Raw genomic sequence first — 15,957 nt, 5'->3', positions numbered from 1 at the left:
AAGAGGACCACGGCATCCGCAGGGCGACACGGTGGGCGCATGAGCGGAGGAGACAGCAGCATGGCCGGCGCGATGCGCAAGATGGCGGTCTATCTCGGCCTGGTCGAGGACGAGACCTACGACAGCCAGGGGTACGACCCCGACGACGACTACGACACCGACCCGGAGCCGATCCGCACCGGTCGCACCGAGGACCTCCGGGCCGCTCAGCCCGCCCCCGCACCCGCCGCCCAGCCGGCGCCCGTGGCCCACATCGCGCCCCAGCCGGTGCCCGCCGCAGTGCCGATCCGGCAGGAGCAGCCGCGCATGGCTCCCGTGTCGTCCATCACATCCGAGCGCCACCGCAACCTGGAGAAGAGCACCCCGGTGATCATGCCCAAGGTCGTCAACGAACGAGAGCCGTACCGCATCACCACGCTGCACCCCCGGACCTACAACGAGGCCCGTACCATCGGCGAACAGTTCCGCGGCGGCACTCCTGTGATCATGAATTTGACCGAGATGGACGACACGGACGCGAAGCGGCTCGTAGACTTCGCGGCTGGACTGGTCTTCGGTCTGCACGGCAGTATCGAGCGCGTGACACAGAAGGTGTTCCTGCTGTCGCCTGCTAACGTCGATGTCACGGCGGAGGACAAGGCTCGGATCGCCGAGGGTGGGTTCTTCAACCAGAGCTGACCCGGCCACGACTACATGTGTGGATCCATCGACAGTGCGTCACTGACGGAACGTCGGCCAGGGAGAGGGAGACGCGATGATCTTCGGTTCGGTGCTCTACTGGGTGCTGACCGTGTTCCTGCTGATCCTGCTCTTCAGGTTGGTCATGGACTGGGTGTTCCAGTTCGCCCGCTCATGGCGTCCCGGGAAGGCCATGGTCGTGGTGCTGGAGGCCACGTACACTGTCACGGATCCGCCACTCAAGCTTCTTCGGCGTTTCATCCCGCCGTTGCGTCTCGGGGGCGTGGCGCTCGACCTGTCCTTCTTCGTACTGATGATCATTGTGTATGTCCTGATCTCGCTCGTGCAGCGCCTGTCGTTCTGAACGATGCGACAGGATGCCGGTCCGACGATCACGTTGAGGTGAAGAGATGCCATTGACCCCCGAGGACGTTCGGAACAAGCAGTTCACGACCGTCCGCCTGCGCGAAGGCTATGACGAGGACGAGGTCGATGCCTTCCTCGACGAGGTCGAAGCCGAGCTGACCCGCCTGCTGCGCGAGAACGAGGACCTGCGCGCCAAGCTGGCCGCCGCCACGCGTGCCGCCGCGCAGAACCAGGCGAACATGCGCAAGGAGCAGCAGGCCCCGCAGGACGGCGGCCGCCCCGGCGCCCCCGTCCCCGCCGCCATATCCGGCCCGCCGGTGCCCGGCCAGCAGCAGGGCCCCGGTCCGCAGCAGCTCGGCGGCCAGCAGCTCGGTGGCCCGCAGCAGATGGGCGGCCCCCAGCAGGGCATGGGCAACCAGCCGCTCGGCCTGCCGTCCGGCGCGCCGCAGCTGCCCGCCGGTCAGGGCGGCCCGATGGGCAACCCGATGCAGCAGCAGCAGATGGGCCAGACCATGGGCGGCCAGCAGCAGCTGGTGCAGCCGATGGGCGGTCAGATGCTCCAGCCCATGGGCAACCCGATGCAGCAGCAGATGGGCCAGCAGATGGGCGGCCAGCAGCTGCAGCCGATGGGCGGGCAGCAGCTCCAGCCGATGGGGCAGCAGCTGCAGCCGATGGGCGGCCCGATGGGCAACCCGATGCAGCAGCAGCAGGGCCCCGGCGGCGACAGCGCCGCCCGTGTCCTGGCGCTCGCCCAGCAGACCGCGGACCAGGCCATCTCCGAGGCCCGCTCCGAGGCCAACAAGATCGTCGGCGAGGCCCGCAGCCGCGCCGAGGGCCTGGAGCGGGACGCCCGTTCCAAGGCCGACGCACTGGAGCGGGACGCCCAGGAGAAGCACCGCGTCGCGATGGGCTCCCTGGAGTCCGCCCGCGCCACCCTGGAGCGCAAGGTCGAGGACCTGCGCGCCTTCGAGCGCGAGTACCGCACGCGGCTGAAGTCCTACCTGGAGACCCAGCTGCGCCAGCTGGAGTCGCAGGCGGACGACTCGCTCGCCCCGCCGCGGATCCCCGCCACCGCGTCGCTGCCGCCGGCCGCGTCGTCGATGGCTCCCGCCGGTGCCTCCGCGATGTCCTCCTCGGCGCCGTCCTTCGGGTCGAACCCGTCCTTCGGCGGCAACCAGTCGTTCGGCGGCTCCTTCGGCAGCTCGGCCGGCGCCCCGTCGTTCGGCGGCCCGTCCGCCGGCTCCAACGGGGCGATGGCCCCCGCGGGCATGACCCAGCCGATGGCTGCCGTCCGCCCGCAGCCGCCGCAGCCGATGCAGCAGGCTCCCGCGCCGATGCGGGGCTTCCTGATCGACGAGGACGGCGACAACTAAGCGCTCGCGCTGACGAAAGGGCGCCCTTGGCCACCACGGCCGGGGGCGCCCTTCGCCGTGCTCGCACACGCACCCGGCCCCGGGCCCCTCGCGGGGCACGGGGCCGCAGTCCCGCACAACCGAACCGCCGCACTTCCGCGCCTCCCCCGGCCGGGGGCTGGCGGAGTGCAGCGCTTTCGTGCTTGCCGCGGCCGGGTGCTGCCGAAGCGCAGCGCGTGCCCCCCGGCGGGTCCTGCCGAAGCGCAGCGCTACTGCGTTCCCCGGCCGGGGGTTGCCGGAGCGCAGCGCTTTCGTGCTTGCCGCGGCCGGGTGCTGCCGAAGCGTGGCGCGTGCCCCCCGGCGGGTCCTGCCGAAGCGCAGCGCTTTCTGGTTCCCCGGCCGGGGGTTGCCGGAGCGCAGCGCTTTCGTGCTTGCCGCGGCCGGGTGCTGCCGAAGCGCAGCGCGTGCCCCCCGGCGGGTCCTGCCGAAGCGCAGCGCTACTGCGTTCCCCGGCCGGGGGTTGCCGAAGCGCAGCGCCTTCTGGTTCCCCGGCCGGGGTTGCCGGGGAGGTGCTCAGGCCTTGCGGAGGGTGAACTCCAGGGCGAGGTCCTCGTCGGTGAAGCGCGGGGCGTCGGGGTCGGTGACGGCGAGGCCGAGGGTGTCGGCGAGGACCTCTTCGGCGATCAGGGACTGGTGCTCGGTGAGGCCGGCCAGGGTGTCCTGATCGGTGGTGCCGAGCTGGAGGTGGATGTGGTCGGTGATCTCCAGGCCGGAGTTCTTCCGGGCGTCCTGGACCAGCCGGACCACGTCGCGGGCCACGCCGAGGCGCTTGAGCTCCGGGGTGATCTCCAGGTCGAGGGCGACGGTGGCGCCGGACTCGTTGGCGACGGCCCAGCCCTCGCGCGGGGTCTCGGTGATGATCACCTCCTCGGGGGAGAGGGTGACCGTCTCGCCGTCCAGTTCGACGGAGGTCGAGCCGGTGGCGCGCAGCTCGGCGGAGAGCTTGGCGGCGTCGGCGGCGGCGACGGCCTTGGCGACGTCCTGGACGCCCTTGCCGAAGCGCTTGCCGAGGGCGCGGAAGTTGGCCTTCGCGGAGGTGTCGACCAGCGAGCCCCCGACCTGGGCCAGGGATTCCAGGGCCACCACGTTGAGCTCTTCGGCGATCTGGGCGCGCAGGTCGGCGGGGAGCTCCTCCCAGCCCTGGGCGGCGATCAGCGCGCGGGAGAGCGGCTGACGGGTCTTCACCCCGGACTCGGCGCGGGTGGCGCGGCCGAGCTCGACCAGGCGGCGGGCCAGCGCCATGTGCTTGGAGAGCTCGGGGTCGACGAGGGTCTCGTCGGCGACCGGCCAGCTGCTGAGGTGGACCGACACGGGGGCGTCCGGGGTGACCGGGACGACCAGGTCCTGCCAGACCCGCTCGGTGATGAACGGGGTGAGCGGGGCCATCAGCCGGGTGACCGTCTCCAGCGCCTCGTGCAGGGTGGCCAGCGCGGCGGCGTCGGCCCGCCAGAAGCGGCGGCGGCCGCGGCGGACGTACCAGTTGGAGAGGTCGTCGACGAAGCCGGACAGCAGCTTGCCGGCCCGCTGGGTGTCGTAGGCCTCGTAGGCGGCGTCCACCTCGCGCACCAGGGTGTTCAGCTCGGACAGCACCCAGCGGTCGAGGACCGGGCGGTCGGCCGGGGCCGGGTCGCCGGCGGAGGGGGCCCAGCCGGCGGGGCGGGCGTACAGGGCCTGGAACGCGACGGTGTTCCAGTAGGTGAGGAGGGTCTTGCGGACCACCTCCTGGATGGTGCCGTGGCCGACCCGGCGGGCCGCCCAGGGGGAGCCGCCGGCGGCCATGAACCAGCGCACCGCGTCGGCGCCGTGCTCGTCCATCAGCGGGATCGGCTGCAGGATGTTGCCCAGGTGCTTGGACATCTTGCGGCCGTCCTCGGCCAGGATGTGGCCGAGGCAGACCACGTTCTCGTAACTGTTCTTGTCGAACACCAGGGTGCCGACGGCCATCAGCGTGTAGAACCAGCCGCGGGTCTGGTCGATCGCCTCGGAGATGAACTGCGCCGGGTAGCGCTTCTCGAACAGCTCCTTGTTGCGGTACGGGTAGCCGTACTGCGCGAACGGCATGGAGCCCGAGTCGTACCAGGCGTCGATCACCTCGGGCACCCGGACCGCGGTGGTGGAGCACTGCGGGCAGGGGAAGGTGACCTCGTCGATGAACGGGCGGTGCGGGTCCAGCCCGGACTGGTCGGCGCCGGTCAGCTCCGAGAGCTGGGCGAGCGAGCCGACGCAGGTGAGGTGGTCGTCCTGGCAGCGCCAGATCGGCAGCGGGGTGCCCCAGTACCGGTTGCGGGACAGCGCCCAGTCGATGTTGTTGTTCAGCCAGTCGCCGAAGCGGCCGTGCTTGACCGTCTCCGGGTACCAGTTGGTGGCCTCGTTCTCGCGGATCATCGCGTCCTTGACGGCGGTGGTCCGGATGTACCAGGACGGCTGCGCGTAGTACAGCAGCGCGGTGTGGCAGCGCCAGCAGTGCGGGTAGCTGTGCTCGTACGGGAGGTGACGGAACAGCAGGTCACGGGCCGCCAGATCGGCGACCAGGGTCTCGTCGGCCTTCTTGAAGAACACCCCGCCGACCAGCGGCACGTCGGCGGCGAAGGTGCCGTCGGTCTCCACCGGGTTGACCACCGGCAGGTCGTAGCGGCGGCAGGTCGCGAGGTCGTCGGCGCCGAACGCGGGCGACTGGTGGACGATGCCGGTGCCGTCCTCGGTGGTGACGTAGTCGGCCGTCAGCACGTAGTGCGCGTCCGGGATCTCGACCAGCTCGAACGGCCGCCGGTAGTGCCAGCGCTCCATCTCGGCGCCGGTGAAGGACTCGCCGGTGAGTTCCCAGCCGCCCCCTGGCCCCAGCGGGCTGGGAGGTACCCCCACGCCGAGCACCTTGGCGACCAGCGGCTCGGCGACCACCAGGCGCTCGTTGCCGTCGGTGGCGACCACGTAGGTCACCTCGGGGTGGACGGCGGCCGCGGTGTTGGAGACCAGGGTCCACGGGGTGGTGGTCCACACCAGCAGGGCGGCGGTGCCGGCCAGCGGGCCGGAGGTGAGCGGGAAGCGCACGAACACCGAGGGGTCGACCACGGTCTCGTAGCCCTGGGCCAGTTCGTGGTCGGACAGGCCGGTGCCGCAGCGCGGGCACCACGGGGCGACCCGGTGGTCCTGCACCAGCAGGCCCTTGTCGAAGATCTGCTGCAGCGACCACCACACCGACTCGATGTAGGACGGGTCCATGGTGCGGTAGGCCTCGTCGAGGTCGACCCAGTAGCCCATCCGGCGGGTCAGCTCGGCGAAGGCGTCGGTGTGCCGGGTCACCGAGTCGCGGCACTTGGCGTTGAACTCGGCGATGCCGTACTTCTCGATGTCCGGCTTGCCGGAGAAGCCCAGCTCCTTCTCGACCGCGAGCTCCACCGGCAGGCCGTGGCAGTCCCAGCCGGCCTTGCGGGCCACGTGGTAGCCCTTCATGGTGCGGAAGCGCGGGAACACGTCCTTGAAGACGCGGGCCTCGATGTGGTGCGCGCCCGGCATGCCGTTGGCGGTCGGCGGGCCCTCGTAGAACACCCACTCGGGGCGGCCCTCGGACTGCTCCAGGCTGCGCTGGAAGACCTTCTGGTCCTGCCAGAAGGAGAGGATGCCGTGCTCGACCGCGGGCAGGTCTACCTTCGCGGGAACGGCGTTGTACGTGGGCGACATGGGGGCGTCTACCTCCGGCGGATGCGTGGACTGGCTCCGACGGAGGGACGAGACGGCGAGCCGTCCCGCGGTACCACCCTCCTTGACCGCGCGCGCTGCGGCCCTCTCTTTGGGTTTGCGGCCGGTTCTACTAGGCCCTGGGCTGGGCCGTTCTTCCGGCGGCTCCGGGGTGATCTTCCCGCCGCGCACACCCCCGGGCTCCCACCGCCCCCGGGTCGCTACTGGCTGCGTACGTCGGTACTCGTCCCATCTGCGCCTTGCAGGGCCCAGTGTATCGGCCCCCGCAAGCCGATTCGCGCACCCGCGAGCCGGGAGGCCGGGTGGTTAGCGGCAAGCGATCTGGGCACAACTTGTGCAGCGCCGACACCGACGGCGGCTGCGCGGGTGGGATCGACTGAACGTTTCGGTATGTCCCGTTGTGGGCGGATTCGATGAGGTTTATCGTTCCGGGACCGGCAAGATCGTCGGGAACCGACGCATCTGATCATTCGTGAATGAGGTCGAAAGCCATGGCTGAGAAGGCGACAGGAAACGTGACCACGAGGTCGCGCAAGGCCATGGCGGGCGACCCAGGGGAGGGGACCGTGAGCACCAGCACCGCACGGCGGAAGACCGGCACCACCGGACACACCGCGGCCACCAGCCGCACCCACGTGCCGGCGGGCTCGGGCGCCCGCGGCGGCGCCGAGTCGGTCGACCCGGCCGAGCTGCCGGTCCGTCCCGGCGAGGACCCGTGGACGGCCGAGGAGGTCGCCGAGCTGCACGACGAGCTGGCGTCCGACCTGCTCCGGCTGCGCGCCGAGATCGAGGCCTCCGAGGCCGCCATCGCCGGCCTGATGCGCGACTCCAACGACGGCGCGGGCGACGACCAGGTCGACGCCGGCACCAAGAACATCAACCGGGAGAGCGAGCTCTCGCTGGCCAACAACGCCCGCGACAGCCTCGCCCAGACCGAGCGCGCCCTGGCCCGCCTGGAGGGCACCGGCTTCGGCGTGTGCGAGTCCTGCGGTCAGCCCGTCGGCAAGGCCCGCCTGCAGGCCTTCCCGCGCGCCACGCTCTGCGTCAGCTGCAAGGCCAAGCAGGAACGCCGCTGACCCTCCGCGCCGGCCGGCCCGCCCCGGCGGGCCCGGCCGGCCGCGGCGGGCCGGGTGCCGGGAATCAATCCCGGCCGCGGCGGCCAACGGGGCGGGAGGTGTCGTACTCTCGTCCCCGTAAGGTCGACCGGCTTTCCACACGGCAGCGGAGCGGATCATCAGCACGCCAGGTTCCCACCAGACCCAGGACGACGCCGTCCCCACCGCCCGGCCCGAAGAGGCGGGTGAGCAGGTGAGCGCGCCCGAGGAACGGCCGTCCGCCGGGGCCACCGCCGCCGAGGGCGCGCGGGCCGTGGTCCGCCGCCGCCGGATCAGCGTGCTGCTGGCCGTCGCGCTGCTCGCCTACCTGATCGACCTCGGCTCCAAGCTGCTGGTGGTCGCCAAGCTGGAGGGCCGGGCCAACCCGATCAACGTGATCGGCGACTGGATGACCTTCCAGGTGATCCGCAACCCCGGCGCCGCGTTCGGCATGGGCCAGGCGATGACCGTGCTGTTCACCGCGATCGCCGCCGGCGTCATCGTGGTGATCTGGCGGATCGCCCGCCGGCTGTACAGCCTGCCCTGGGCGATCGCCCTCGGCCTGCTGCTCGGCGGCGCGCTCGGCAACCTCACCGACCGGCTGTTCCGCGCCCCGTCGGTGTTCCGCGGCCACGTGGTGGACTTCATCTCGGTCCAGCACTTCGCGGTCTTCAACCTCGCCGACTCGGCGATCGTCTGCGGCGGCATCCTGGTCGTCCTGCTGTCCTTCCGCGGCTCCAACCCGGACGGCAGCACGCACGGCGCGACCCCCGCCAAGGCGGAGTCCGGGGCGGGGGCCGAGGGCGAGCAGCGGGACGACGCCTAGGCGGTCAGCAGCGCCGTGATCTCCGCGGCCAGCTCCGGGCCGAGCCGGCCCCAGCCCTCCTTGTAGCCGTACACGCCGGCCAGCGTGCGGGCCTCGTAGTCGCCGTTCAGCACCTCGATGTCGTCCGGCGTGATCAGCGACGGGTGGGCGACGCCGAGCGCCGAGGACACCTTCATCAGCTCCTTGCGCAGGGTGCGCAGGTAGACCGCGGCCCGGGTGGCCTTGGACTCCGGGTCGAGGCCGCGGGCCAGCCAGGGGTTCTGGGTGGCGATGCCGGTCGGGCACTTGTCGGTGTGGCACTTCTGGGCCTGGATGCAGCCGATCGACAGCATCGCCTCCCGGGCCACGTTGACCATGTCGGCGCCCAGCGCGAAGGCGACCGCCGCGTTCTCCGGCAGGCCGAGCTTGCCGGAGCCGATGAAGGTCAGCCGGTCGGTCAGCCCCTGCTCGGCGAACGCGCCGTAGACCCGGGTGAAGCCCATCCGGAACGGCAGCGACACCGAGTCGACGAAGATCCGCGGCGCCGCGCCGGTGCCGCCCTCGCCGCCGTCGACGGTCACGAAGTCCACGCCGCGGTCGCCGCGCGCCATCAGGGCGGACAGCTCCTGCCAGAAGCCCATCTCGCCGACGGCGCTCTTGATCCCGACCGGCAGGCCGGTCTCGGCGGCGAGCAGCTCGACGAAGTCCAGCATCGAGTCGACGTCGCCGAAGGCGCTGTGCCGGGACGGGGAGGCGCAGTCCCGGCCCGCCGGGATGCCGCGGATCGCGGCGATCTCCGGGGTGACCTTCGCGCCCGGCAGCATTCCGCCGAGGCCCGGCTTGGCGCCCTGCGACAGCTTGATCTCGATCGCCCGCACCGGGGCGCCCGCGACCACGTCCTTCAGCTTGTCGAGGTTGAAGGTGCCGTCGTCGTTGCGGCAGCCGAAGTAGGAGGTGCCCAGCTGCAGGACCAGGTCGCCGCCGCCGCGGTGGTGCGGGGACAGGCCACCCTCGCCGGTGTTGTGCATCGCGCCCGCCAGCGCCGCGCCCCGGTTGAGGGCGGTGATCGCCGCGCCGGACAGCGAGCCGAAGCTCATCGCGGAGATGTTCACCACGCTGCCGGGCCGGAACGCCTTCGCCCGCCCGCGCGGACCGCCCAGCACCTTGGCCGAGGGCAGCGGCGCCTGCGGGTCGTGGGCGTCGGGCAGCGCGCCGGCGAAGGTCCGCTGCTTCAGGTACGCGTGCCCCTGGACGTGCGCGACGTCGACCTCGGTGCCGAAGCCGAAGTAGTTGTTCTCCTCCTTCGCGGAGGCGTAGATCCAGCTGCGCTGGTCGCGGCTGAACGGGCGCTCCTCCTCGTTGGAGGTCACGATGTACTGCCGCAGCTCCGGCCCGATCCGCTCCAGCAGGTACCGGGCGTGGCCGACCACCGGGAAGTTCCGCAGCAGCGCGTGCCGCTTCTGGACCAGGTCGCGGGCCGCGAGCGCGGCCACCGCGGCCGCTGCGGCGGTGCCGATCGTGCGGGCCTTCATGGACGTTCCCCCCATCGGTTCCGGCCCCGTCCCCGTTGACGGCGGCCGTCGTGTGGTGCGAACCGATGCTAGGAGGCCTCCGGGACCGGCCTGCGGCCAGGGGGCGGGGTGCGGGTCGGGCATACTCGGGTGGGTGAGTATCGCAGCGCAGACCCGTAGCCTCCCCGTACCCGACGGCCTGGAGGGCGAGCGGCTGGACGCCGCCCTGGCCCGGATGTTCGGGTTCTCCCGCACCAAGGCCGCCGAGCTCGCCGCCGAGGGCAAGGTGACCCTGGACGGCGCGGTGGCCGGGAAGTCGGACCGGGTCACCGCCGGGTCCTGGCTGGAGGTCGAGATCCCGTCGCCCGCCGCCCCGGTGCAGATCGTCGCCGAGGCCGTCGAGGGCATGCGGATCATCCACGACGACGACCACGTGGTGGTCATCGACAAGCCGGTCGGCGTCGCCGCGCACCCCAGCCCCGGCTGGACCGGCCCCACCGTGATCGGCGGCCTCGCCGCGGCCGGCTACCGGATCTCCACCTCGGGCGCGGCCGAGCGCCAGGGCGTGGTGCACCGCCTGGACGTCGGCACCTCCGGGATCATGGTGGTCGCCAAGTCCGAGCGCGCCTACACCGACCTGAAGCGGCAGTTCCACGACCGGGTCACGGAGAAGAAGTACAACGCGCTGGTCCAGGGCCACCCCGACCCGCTGTCCGGCACCGTGGACGCGCCGATCGGCCGCCACCCCAGCAGCGACTGGAAGTGGGCGGTAACCCGGGACGGCAAGCCGTCCGTCACGCACTACGACCTGATCGAGGCGTACCGCGCCGCCTCACTGCTGGACATCAAGCTGGAGACCGGCCGCACCCACCAGATCCGGGTGCACATGTCCGCGCTGCGGCACCCCTGCGTCGGCGACCTGACGTACGGCGCCGACCCGACGCTGGCCAAGCGGCTCGGCCTCACCCGGCAGTGGCTGCACGCCGTCTCGCTGGGCTTCGAGCACCCCGAGGACGGCCGCTGGGTCGAGTTCACCTCCAGCTACCCCGAGGACCTGCAGCACGCCCTCGACGTGATCGCCGAGGAGAGCTGAGATGGACCCGATTTCGATCCGGGTGGTCGACGGCGCGGACGACATGGCGCTGGCCCGCGGCGTCCGGCACGAGGTGTTCGTGGTCGAGCAGAACGTGCCCGAGGAGTTGGAGTACGACGAGTACGACGCGACCTCCCTGCACCTGCTGGCCGTCGGTGCGGACGGCGCCGCGCTGGGCACGGCGCGGCTGATCTCCGGGTCGGAGGCGCTCGGCAAGACCGGCGGGATCGAGGGCCGGGTGCTGCTCGGCCGGCTCGCCGTGGTCAAGGCCGCGCGCGGCACCGGCCTGGGTGTCCGGCTGGTGCGCGCGGTCGAGGAGCTGGGCCGCGAGCACGGCGCCCGCGAGGTCGAACTGCATGCCCAGGTCCAGGCGTTGGGGTTCTACGAGCGCCTCGGCTATGCGGCCGAGGGCCCGGTCTACGACGACGCGGGGATTCCGCACCGCACGATGACGCGGGTGCTGTAGGGCTCGCCGGCGAGGGGCGTCGAGGGTTCGCCTCGGCGCCCCTTCCGCGTGCCGCTACTCGGTGCGGACCCGGGGGAGGGCCTCCGGGTGACGGTCCCTCAGGAAGCCGATCAGGTGCTCGCGGGCGGCGAGCTTGAGTCCGGCGGCGGTGTCCGGGTCGTGCGAGGTCATCATGGCCCGGACCACGATCGTCGACGGGGTGGTGTCGGTGACGGTCAGCGACCACTCCTGGCCGTCCCACAGGTCGGTGGAGTCGAGGAACTGCTTGAGCTCGGCGCGCAGGGCCTCCACCGGGGTGCGGTGGTCGAGGTGGAGCAGCACCCAGGCGAGCAGGCCGGGGTCGCGGCGGGTCCAGTTCTCGAACGGCTTGGAGACGAAGTAGGACACCGGGACGACCAGCCGGCGGTAGTCCCACAGGCGCAGCACCAGGTAGGAGAGGGTGATCTCCTCGACGGTGCCCTGCTGGCCCTCCAGGACCACGGTGTCGCCGATCCGCACGGTGTCGCTGAAGGCGATCTGCAGCCCGGCGAAGAAGTTGCCGAGCGCGGACTGGGCGGCGACGCCGGCCACGATGCCGATGATGCCCGCCGAGGCCAGCAGGCTGGCGCCGACGGTGCGCATCGCGTCGAAGGTGAGCAGCAGCGCGCCGACGGTCACCACCGCGACCACGGCGGAGCCGCCGCGGCGGACCAACCCGAGCTGGGTGCGGACGCGTTGGATCCGGGACGCGTCCTCGGTGACGGTCTGGTAGCGGCTGAACACGGCCTCCAGGGCGGCGGCCAGCACCCGGACGGTCAGCCAGCCGAGCGAGGCGATCAGCAGCAGCAGGACGCCGTGGCGCAGGTCGGCGTCGTCGGTGCGGAAGATCCGGCGGGCGGGCCGGGCGGCCAGCAGCAGCGCGGAGAGCAGCACCAGTTGGAGCGGGATCCGGCAGCGCCGCAGCAGCTCCCACACCGGGGCGTCCGGGTGGGCGGCGGCGATCCGCTGCAGGACCTGGTCGACCACCCAGCCGACCAGCAGGGTGGCGAGGATCGCGACCAGCAGGCTGACGAGCGGCCAGAACACGGGGCACCTCGCGGGAACGGTGGGGGATTTGCACCATATCGTGCGGGATGCGGCTGATGGCCGACGTGCGGATGGGGAGTCGGCGCCCGGCGGCGCTGCTCGCGGTGGGCGCTAACGGGAGTCTTACTTGCCGCGCGGCTAGGATCACCTGTCATGGGCTTCGGTGGGGCGTGGCGCGGGTGGTTGACGCGGCGTAGGGCGGTGCTGGCCGGCGGTGCGGTGGCCGTCCTGCTGGTCGGTGGTGGCGCGTTCGCGGTCGCGGGGGAGCCCGCGCAGGTGCACCGGGAGGACCGGTTCCTGGAGCTGCCGGAGGCCGCCGGGAGCAGCGGGAGCGTCCGGATCGACACCTCCTTCTTCACCTCCGGCGGGTCGCAGCGTCGTCCCGCGGTGCTGCTGGCGCACGGGTTCGGCGGCTCGAAGGAGGAGCTGCGGTCGCGCGCCGAGGAGTTGGCGCGGGACGGCTACGCGGTGCTCACCTGGTCGGCGCGCGGGTTCGGGAAGTCGTCCGGGCAGATCGGGCTGGACCAGCCCGAGCGCGAGGTCGCCGACGTCTCCGGGCTGGTGGACTGGCTGGCGCAGCGCCCCGAGGTGCAGTTGGACGCGGCGGGCGACCCGCGGGTGGGCGTCACCGGCGCGTCGTACGGCGGGGCGGTCTCGCTGCTGGCCGCCGGGTACGACAGCCGGATCGACGCCATCGCACCGCAGATCACCTGGTGGAACCTGGCGGACGCGCTGTTCCCGCAGGCGGCGCAGGGGAGTTCGGCCGCCGACGGGGTGTTCAAGAAGCTGTGGGCGGGGATCTTCTTCACCACCGGCTCGGCCGCCGGGTTCGGCGAGCCCGCGGCGCAGGACCCGGGCCCGGTCGGGTGCGGCCGGTTCCGGGACGAGCTGTGCGCGATGTACAACCGGGTCGCGGCGGCCGGACGCCCCGACGCGGACGCGGTGAAGCTGCTCGAGCGGTCGAGTCCGTCCTCGGTGGCGGAGAAGATCAAGGTGCCGACGCTGGTGGTCCAGGGCCAGCAGGACTCGCTGTTCCCGCTCGATCAGGGCGACCGGATCGCCAGGGCGGTGGCCGCCAACGGCGCCCCGGTGGCGGTGGACTGGTTCGGCGCGGGCCACGACGGCGGGCAGGAGACCAGCACCCGCGCGGACCAGCGGGTGACGTCCTGGTTCGACCACTACCTGAAGGGCGCGGACACCGACACCGGCCCCGCGTTCCGGGTGACCCGGACCGGCGGCGTCGACTCGACGGGCTTCCAGGCCGTGCTGCGCGGCGCGGACGCCGACGCGTACCCGGGTCTCGGCGGAACGGCGCAGCAGAGCGTGCAGCTGACGGGCCGTGAGCAGCAGCTGGCCAACCCGCCGGGCGGCTCGCCGCCGAACATCTCGACGCTGCCTGGCATCGGCGCGCTGGCCCAGCTGTCCTCGGTGGGCGCGGGCCTGTCGATCGACTTCCCCGGCCAGTTCGCGTCCTTCGACTCCGCGCCGCTGGGCAGGCCGCTGCACCTGACGGGTGCTCCGACGGTCCCGGTCCAGGTGCGGGCGGACACCCCGGAGGCGGTGCTGTTCGCCAAGCTGTACGACGTCGCGCCGGACGGCAAGCAGTCGCTTCCGCAGCAGCTCGTCGCCCCGCTGCGGGTGACCGGCGCGGACGCGGCGGGCGGGCGCGCCGTGCAGGTCACGCTGCCCGCGGTGGACCACGAGTTCCCGGCCGGGCACCGGCTGCGGCTGGTGCTGGCCAGCACCGACCTGGCGTACGCCTCGCCCTCGCAGGCCGCCACCTACACCGTCTCGGCGGCCGGTCCGCTGGCCGTGCCGACGGTGGACCGGCTGCGCACCGAGGCGGCGCCGCTGCCGCAGCGCACCTGGGTGCTGCCGCTGGTCGCGGTCGGCGCCGCCGCGCTGCTGGTGTTCGCCCGGCGGCGGCGCGCCGCGGCGCCCGCGCCGGACCCGGCGCTGGCCGGGGTGCCGCTGCAGATCACCGGGCTGTCGAAGAAGTACAAGGGCTCCACCGACCGGTACGCGGTGCGCGACCTGTCGTTCCGGGTGGAGGCCGGGCAGGTGCTCGGCCTGCTCGGGCCGAACGGCGCGGGCAAGACCACCACGCTGCGGATGCTGATGGGACTGATCCGCCCCGACGAGGGCGAGATCCGGGTGTTCGGCCACGCGATCCGCCCCGGCGCGCCGGTGCTGTCCCGGGTCGGCGCGTTCGTCGAGGGCGCGGGCTTCCTCCCGCACCTGAGCGGCCGGGCCAACCTGGAGTCGTACTGGGCGGCCACCGGACGGCCCGTCCAGGACGCGCACTTCGCCGAGGCGCTGGAGATCGCCGGCCTCGGCGAGGCACTGGATCGTGCGGTGCGCACCTACTCGCAGGGCATGCGGCAGCGGCTGGCGATCGCCCAGGCCATGCTCGGCCTGCCCGACCTGCTGATCCTCGACGAACCGACCAACGGCCTGGACCCGCCGCAGATCCGCGAGATGCGGGAGGTGATGGTCCGTTACGCCGCCGCCGGGCGCACCGTCATCGTCTCCAGCCACCTGCTCGCCGAGGTCGAGCAGTCCTGCACCCACCTGGTGGTGATGGAACGCGGCCGCCTGGTGGTCGCCGGTCCGACGGCGGAGATCACCGGCGCGGGCGAGCAGCTGCTGGTCAGCGTCGACCCGGGCTTCGAGGGCGCCGACGCGGTCGCCGAGAAGCTGGCCGCGCTCGACGGCGTCGACTCGGCGCAGGCCGTGGACGGCGGGCTGCTGGTCCGCCTGGACGGCCTGCCCGCGAGCCGGCTGACCGCCGAACTGGTGCGCCTCGGCGTGCCGGTGGCCGGGGTCGGCCCGCAGCGCCGGCTGGAGGACGCCTTCCTGTCCCTGATCCAAGGAGCGGCATGAGCACCGTGATCGAGCCCCGGCCCGGCACCGCCGCGCCCGGCTACCGCCCGGGAAGGACGCTGCCGCTGCGGGTCGAGGCGATGCGCCAGCTGCGCCGCCGCCGCACCCTGGTGATCGGCGCGGTGCTCGCGCTGCTGCCGTTCATCGTGCTGGCCGCCTTCCAGATCGGCGGCACGCCCGGACGGGAGAACCGCACCACCTTCATCGAGCTGGCCACCGCCTCCGGCGCGAACTTCGCCACCACCCTGCTGTTCATGGGCACCGGCTTCCTGCTGATCATCCCGGTGGCGCTGTTCTGCGGCGACACCGTCGCCTCCGAGGCCAGCTGGTCCTCGCTGCGCTACCTGCTGGCCGCGCCCGTCCCCCGGGCCCGGCTGCTGGTCCGCAAGTTCACCGTGGCGCTGGCGTTCTCGGCCGCGGCGGTGGTGCTGCTGCCCGCCATCGGGCTGGTGGTCGGCACCGCGGCCTACGGCTGGGGCGACCTGAAGCTGCCGACCGGGGCGACGCTGTCCGCCACCGAGGCGCTGCCGCGGCTGGCGATCGCCGTGCTGTACGTCTTCCTCGCCGAGATCGTGGTCGGCGCGCTGGCGTTCTGGCTCTCCACCGCCACCGACGCCCCGCTCGGCGCGGTCGGCGGCGCGGTCTTCCTCTCGATCATCACCGGGGTGCTGGACGCCGTCACCGCGCTCGGCTCGCTGCGCGAGTGGCTGCCCGCGCACTGGCAGTACGCCTGGGCCGACGCGCTGCAACCCCAGCTGGAGTGGGGCGGCATGGTGCAGGGCGTGGTGCTATCGCTGTCCTACTCCGCGGTGCTCCTCGCGCTCTCCTTCCGCGGGTTCGCGGCGAAGGACGTGGTGTCCTGACGGAGCGTGGGCGAGGGCCGTTCCG

12 protein-coding genes are annotated in these 15,957 nt (G+C 72.7%); 9 read left to right on the top strand and 3 right to left on the bottom strand.

The window, feature by feature from the left end:
* Window positions 1–60 precede the first annotated feature (60 nt).
* The 3 genes from BX266_RS09660 (at window position 61) to BX266_RS09650 (ending at window position 2,417) form a co-directional block, all read left to right on the top strand.
* Window positions 61–678, top strand: a complete 618-nt coding sequence (locus BX266_RS09660) for a cell division protein SepF (RefSeq protein WP_099898495.1) — start codon at window positions 61–63, stop codon at window positions 676–678.
* 76 nt (window positions 679–754) lie between these two features.
* Complete coding sequence (locus tag BX266_RS09655) at window positions 755–1,042, top strand: YggT family protein (RefSeq protein ID WP_099898494.1); 288 nt, start codon at window positions 755–757, stop codon at window positions 1,040–1,042.
* A 46-nt stretch (window positions 1,043–1,088) separates the two neighbouring features.
* Complete coding sequence (locus BX266_RS09650; RefSeq protein ID WP_099898493.1) at window positions 1,089–2,417, top strand: DivIVA domain-containing protein; 1,329 nt, start codon at window positions 1,089–1,091, stop codon at window positions 2,415–2,417.
* Between the two features lie 552 nt (window positions 2,418–2,969).
* Here BX266_RS09650 and ileS read toward each other — a convergent pair.
* Complete coding sequence (ileS, locus tag BX266_RS09645; protein ID WP_099898492.1) at window positions 2,970–6,134, bottom strand: isoleucine--tRNA ligase; 3,165 nt, start codon at window positions 6,132–6,134, stop codon at window positions 2,970–2,972.
* A 584-nt stretch (window positions 6,135–6,718) separates the two neighbouring features.
* Here ileS and BX266_RS09640 point away from each other — a divergent pair.
* Together BX266_RS09640 and lspA are read left to right on the top strand one after the other, a co-directional pair.
* Entirely contained in the window at window positions 6,719–7,228 is a 510-nt protein-coding gene (locus BX266_RS09640; protein ID WP_259464628.1) for a TraR/DksA family transcriptional regulator, read from the top strand.
* A gap of 154 nt (window positions 7,229–7,382) precedes the next feature.
* On the top strand, window positions 7,383–8,072 hold the full coding sequence (gene lspA / locus BX266_RS09635; protein ID WP_099898490.1) for a signal peptidase II: 690 nt from the start codon (window positions 7,383–7,385) through the stop codon (window positions 8,070–8,072).
* Here the strand turns inward: lspA and BX266_RS09630 are convergent.
* Window positions 8,069–9,583, bottom strand: a complete 1,515-nt coding sequence (locus BX266_RS09630) for an FMN-binding glutamate synthase family protein (RefSeq protein WP_099898489.1) — start codon at window positions 9,581–9,583, stop codon at window positions 8,069–8,071. The genes lspA and BX266_RS09630 overlap by 4 nt on opposite strands.
* 133 nt (window positions 9,584–9,716) lie before the next feature.
* On the opposite strand from BX266_RS09630, the gene BX266_RS09625 reads away from it, so the two are divergent.
* Together BX266_RS09625 and BX266_RS09620 are read left to right on the top strand one after the other, a co-directional pair.
* Complete coding sequence (locus BX266_RS09625; protein ID WP_099898488.1) at window positions 9,717–10,655, top strand: RluA family pseudouridine synthase; 939 nt, start codon at window positions 9,717–9,719, stop codon at window positions 10,653–10,655.
* 1 nt (window position 10,656) lies between these two features.
* Window positions 10,657–11,121 carry a GNAT family N-acetyltransferase gene (locus BX266_RS09620; RefSeq protein WP_099898487.1) on the top strand — a complete coding sequence of 155 codons (465 nt, stop codon included), beginning with the start codon at window positions 10,657–10,659 and terminating at the stop codon, window positions 11,119–11,121.
* Window positions 11,122–11,175: 54 nt separating this feature from the next.
* Here the strand turns inward: BX266_RS09620 and BX266_RS09615 are convergent, their stop codons facing one another.
* Window positions 11,176–12,186 (bottom strand): mechanosensitive ion channel family protein, encoded by a 1,011-nt coding sequence (locus BX266_RS09615; RefSeq protein WP_099898486.1) that lies wholly within the window; start codon window positions 12,184–12,186, stop codon window positions 11,176–11,178.
* Window positions 12,187–12,339: 153 nt separating this feature from the next.
* On the opposite strand from BX266_RS09615, the gene BX266_RS09610 reads away from it, so the two are divergent.
* On the top strand, window positions 12,340–15,069 hold the full coding sequence (locus BX266_RS09610) for an alpha/beta fold hydrolase (RefSeq protein WP_099898485.1): 2,730 nt from the start codon (window positions 12,340–12,342) through the stop codon (window positions 15,067–15,069).
* The gene (locus BX266_RS09605) at window positions 15,066–15,932 is read left to right on the top strand and encodes an ABC transporter permease (RefSeq protein ID WP_099898484.1); all 867 of its coding nucleotides are present in this window, start codon (window positions 15,066–15,068) and stop codon (window positions 15,930–15,932) included. Before BX266_RS09610 ends, BX266_RS09605 begins: the two co-directional genes overlap by 4 nt.
* Window positions 15,933–15,957: the final 25 nt, after the last annotated feature.

Origin of the sequence: Streptomyces sp. TLI_171 (assembly GCF_003610255.1) — a bacterium.
GTDB lineage: Bacteria > Actinomycetota > Actinomycetes > Streptomycetales > Streptomycetaceae > Kitasatospora.
This window is presented reverse-complemented; position numbering and strand designations above follow the sequence as displayed.

Excerpts from the sequence above, each read along its gene's own strand:
- BX266_RS09660 (WP_099898495.1), top strand. The coding sequence starts at position 61 with ATGGCCGGCGCGATGCGCAAGATGGCGGTCTATCTCGGCCTGGTCGAG.
- BX266_RS09655 (WP_099898494.1), top strand. The coding sequence starts at position 755 with ATGATCTTCGGTTCGGTGCTCTACTGGGTGCTGACCGTGTTCCTGCTG.
- BX266_RS09650 (WP_099898493.1), top strand. The coding sequence starts at position 1,089 with ATGCCATTGACCCCCGAGGACGTTCGGAACAAGCAGTTCACGACCGTC.
- ileS (WP_099898492.1), bottom strand. The coding sequence starts at position 6,134 with ATGTCGCCCACGTACAACGCCGTTCCCGCGAAGGTAGACCTGCCCGCG.
- BX266_RS09630 (WP_099898489.1), bottom strand. The coding sequence starts at position 9,583 with ATGAAGGCCCGCACGATCGGCACCGCCGCAGCGGCCGCGGTGGCCGCG.
- BX266_RS09620 (WP_099898487.1), top strand. The coding sequence starts at position 10,657 with ATGGACCCGATTTCGATCCGGGTGGTCGACGGCGCGGACGACATGGCG.
- BX266_RS09610 (WP_099898485.1), top strand. The coding sequence starts at position 12,340 with ATGGGCTTCGGTGGGGCGTGGCGCGGGTGGTTGACGCGGCGTAGGGCG.
- BX266_RS09605 (WP_099898484.1), top strand. The coding sequence starts at position 15,066 with ATGAGCACCGTGATCGAGCCCCGGCCCGGCACCGCCGCGCCCGGCTAC.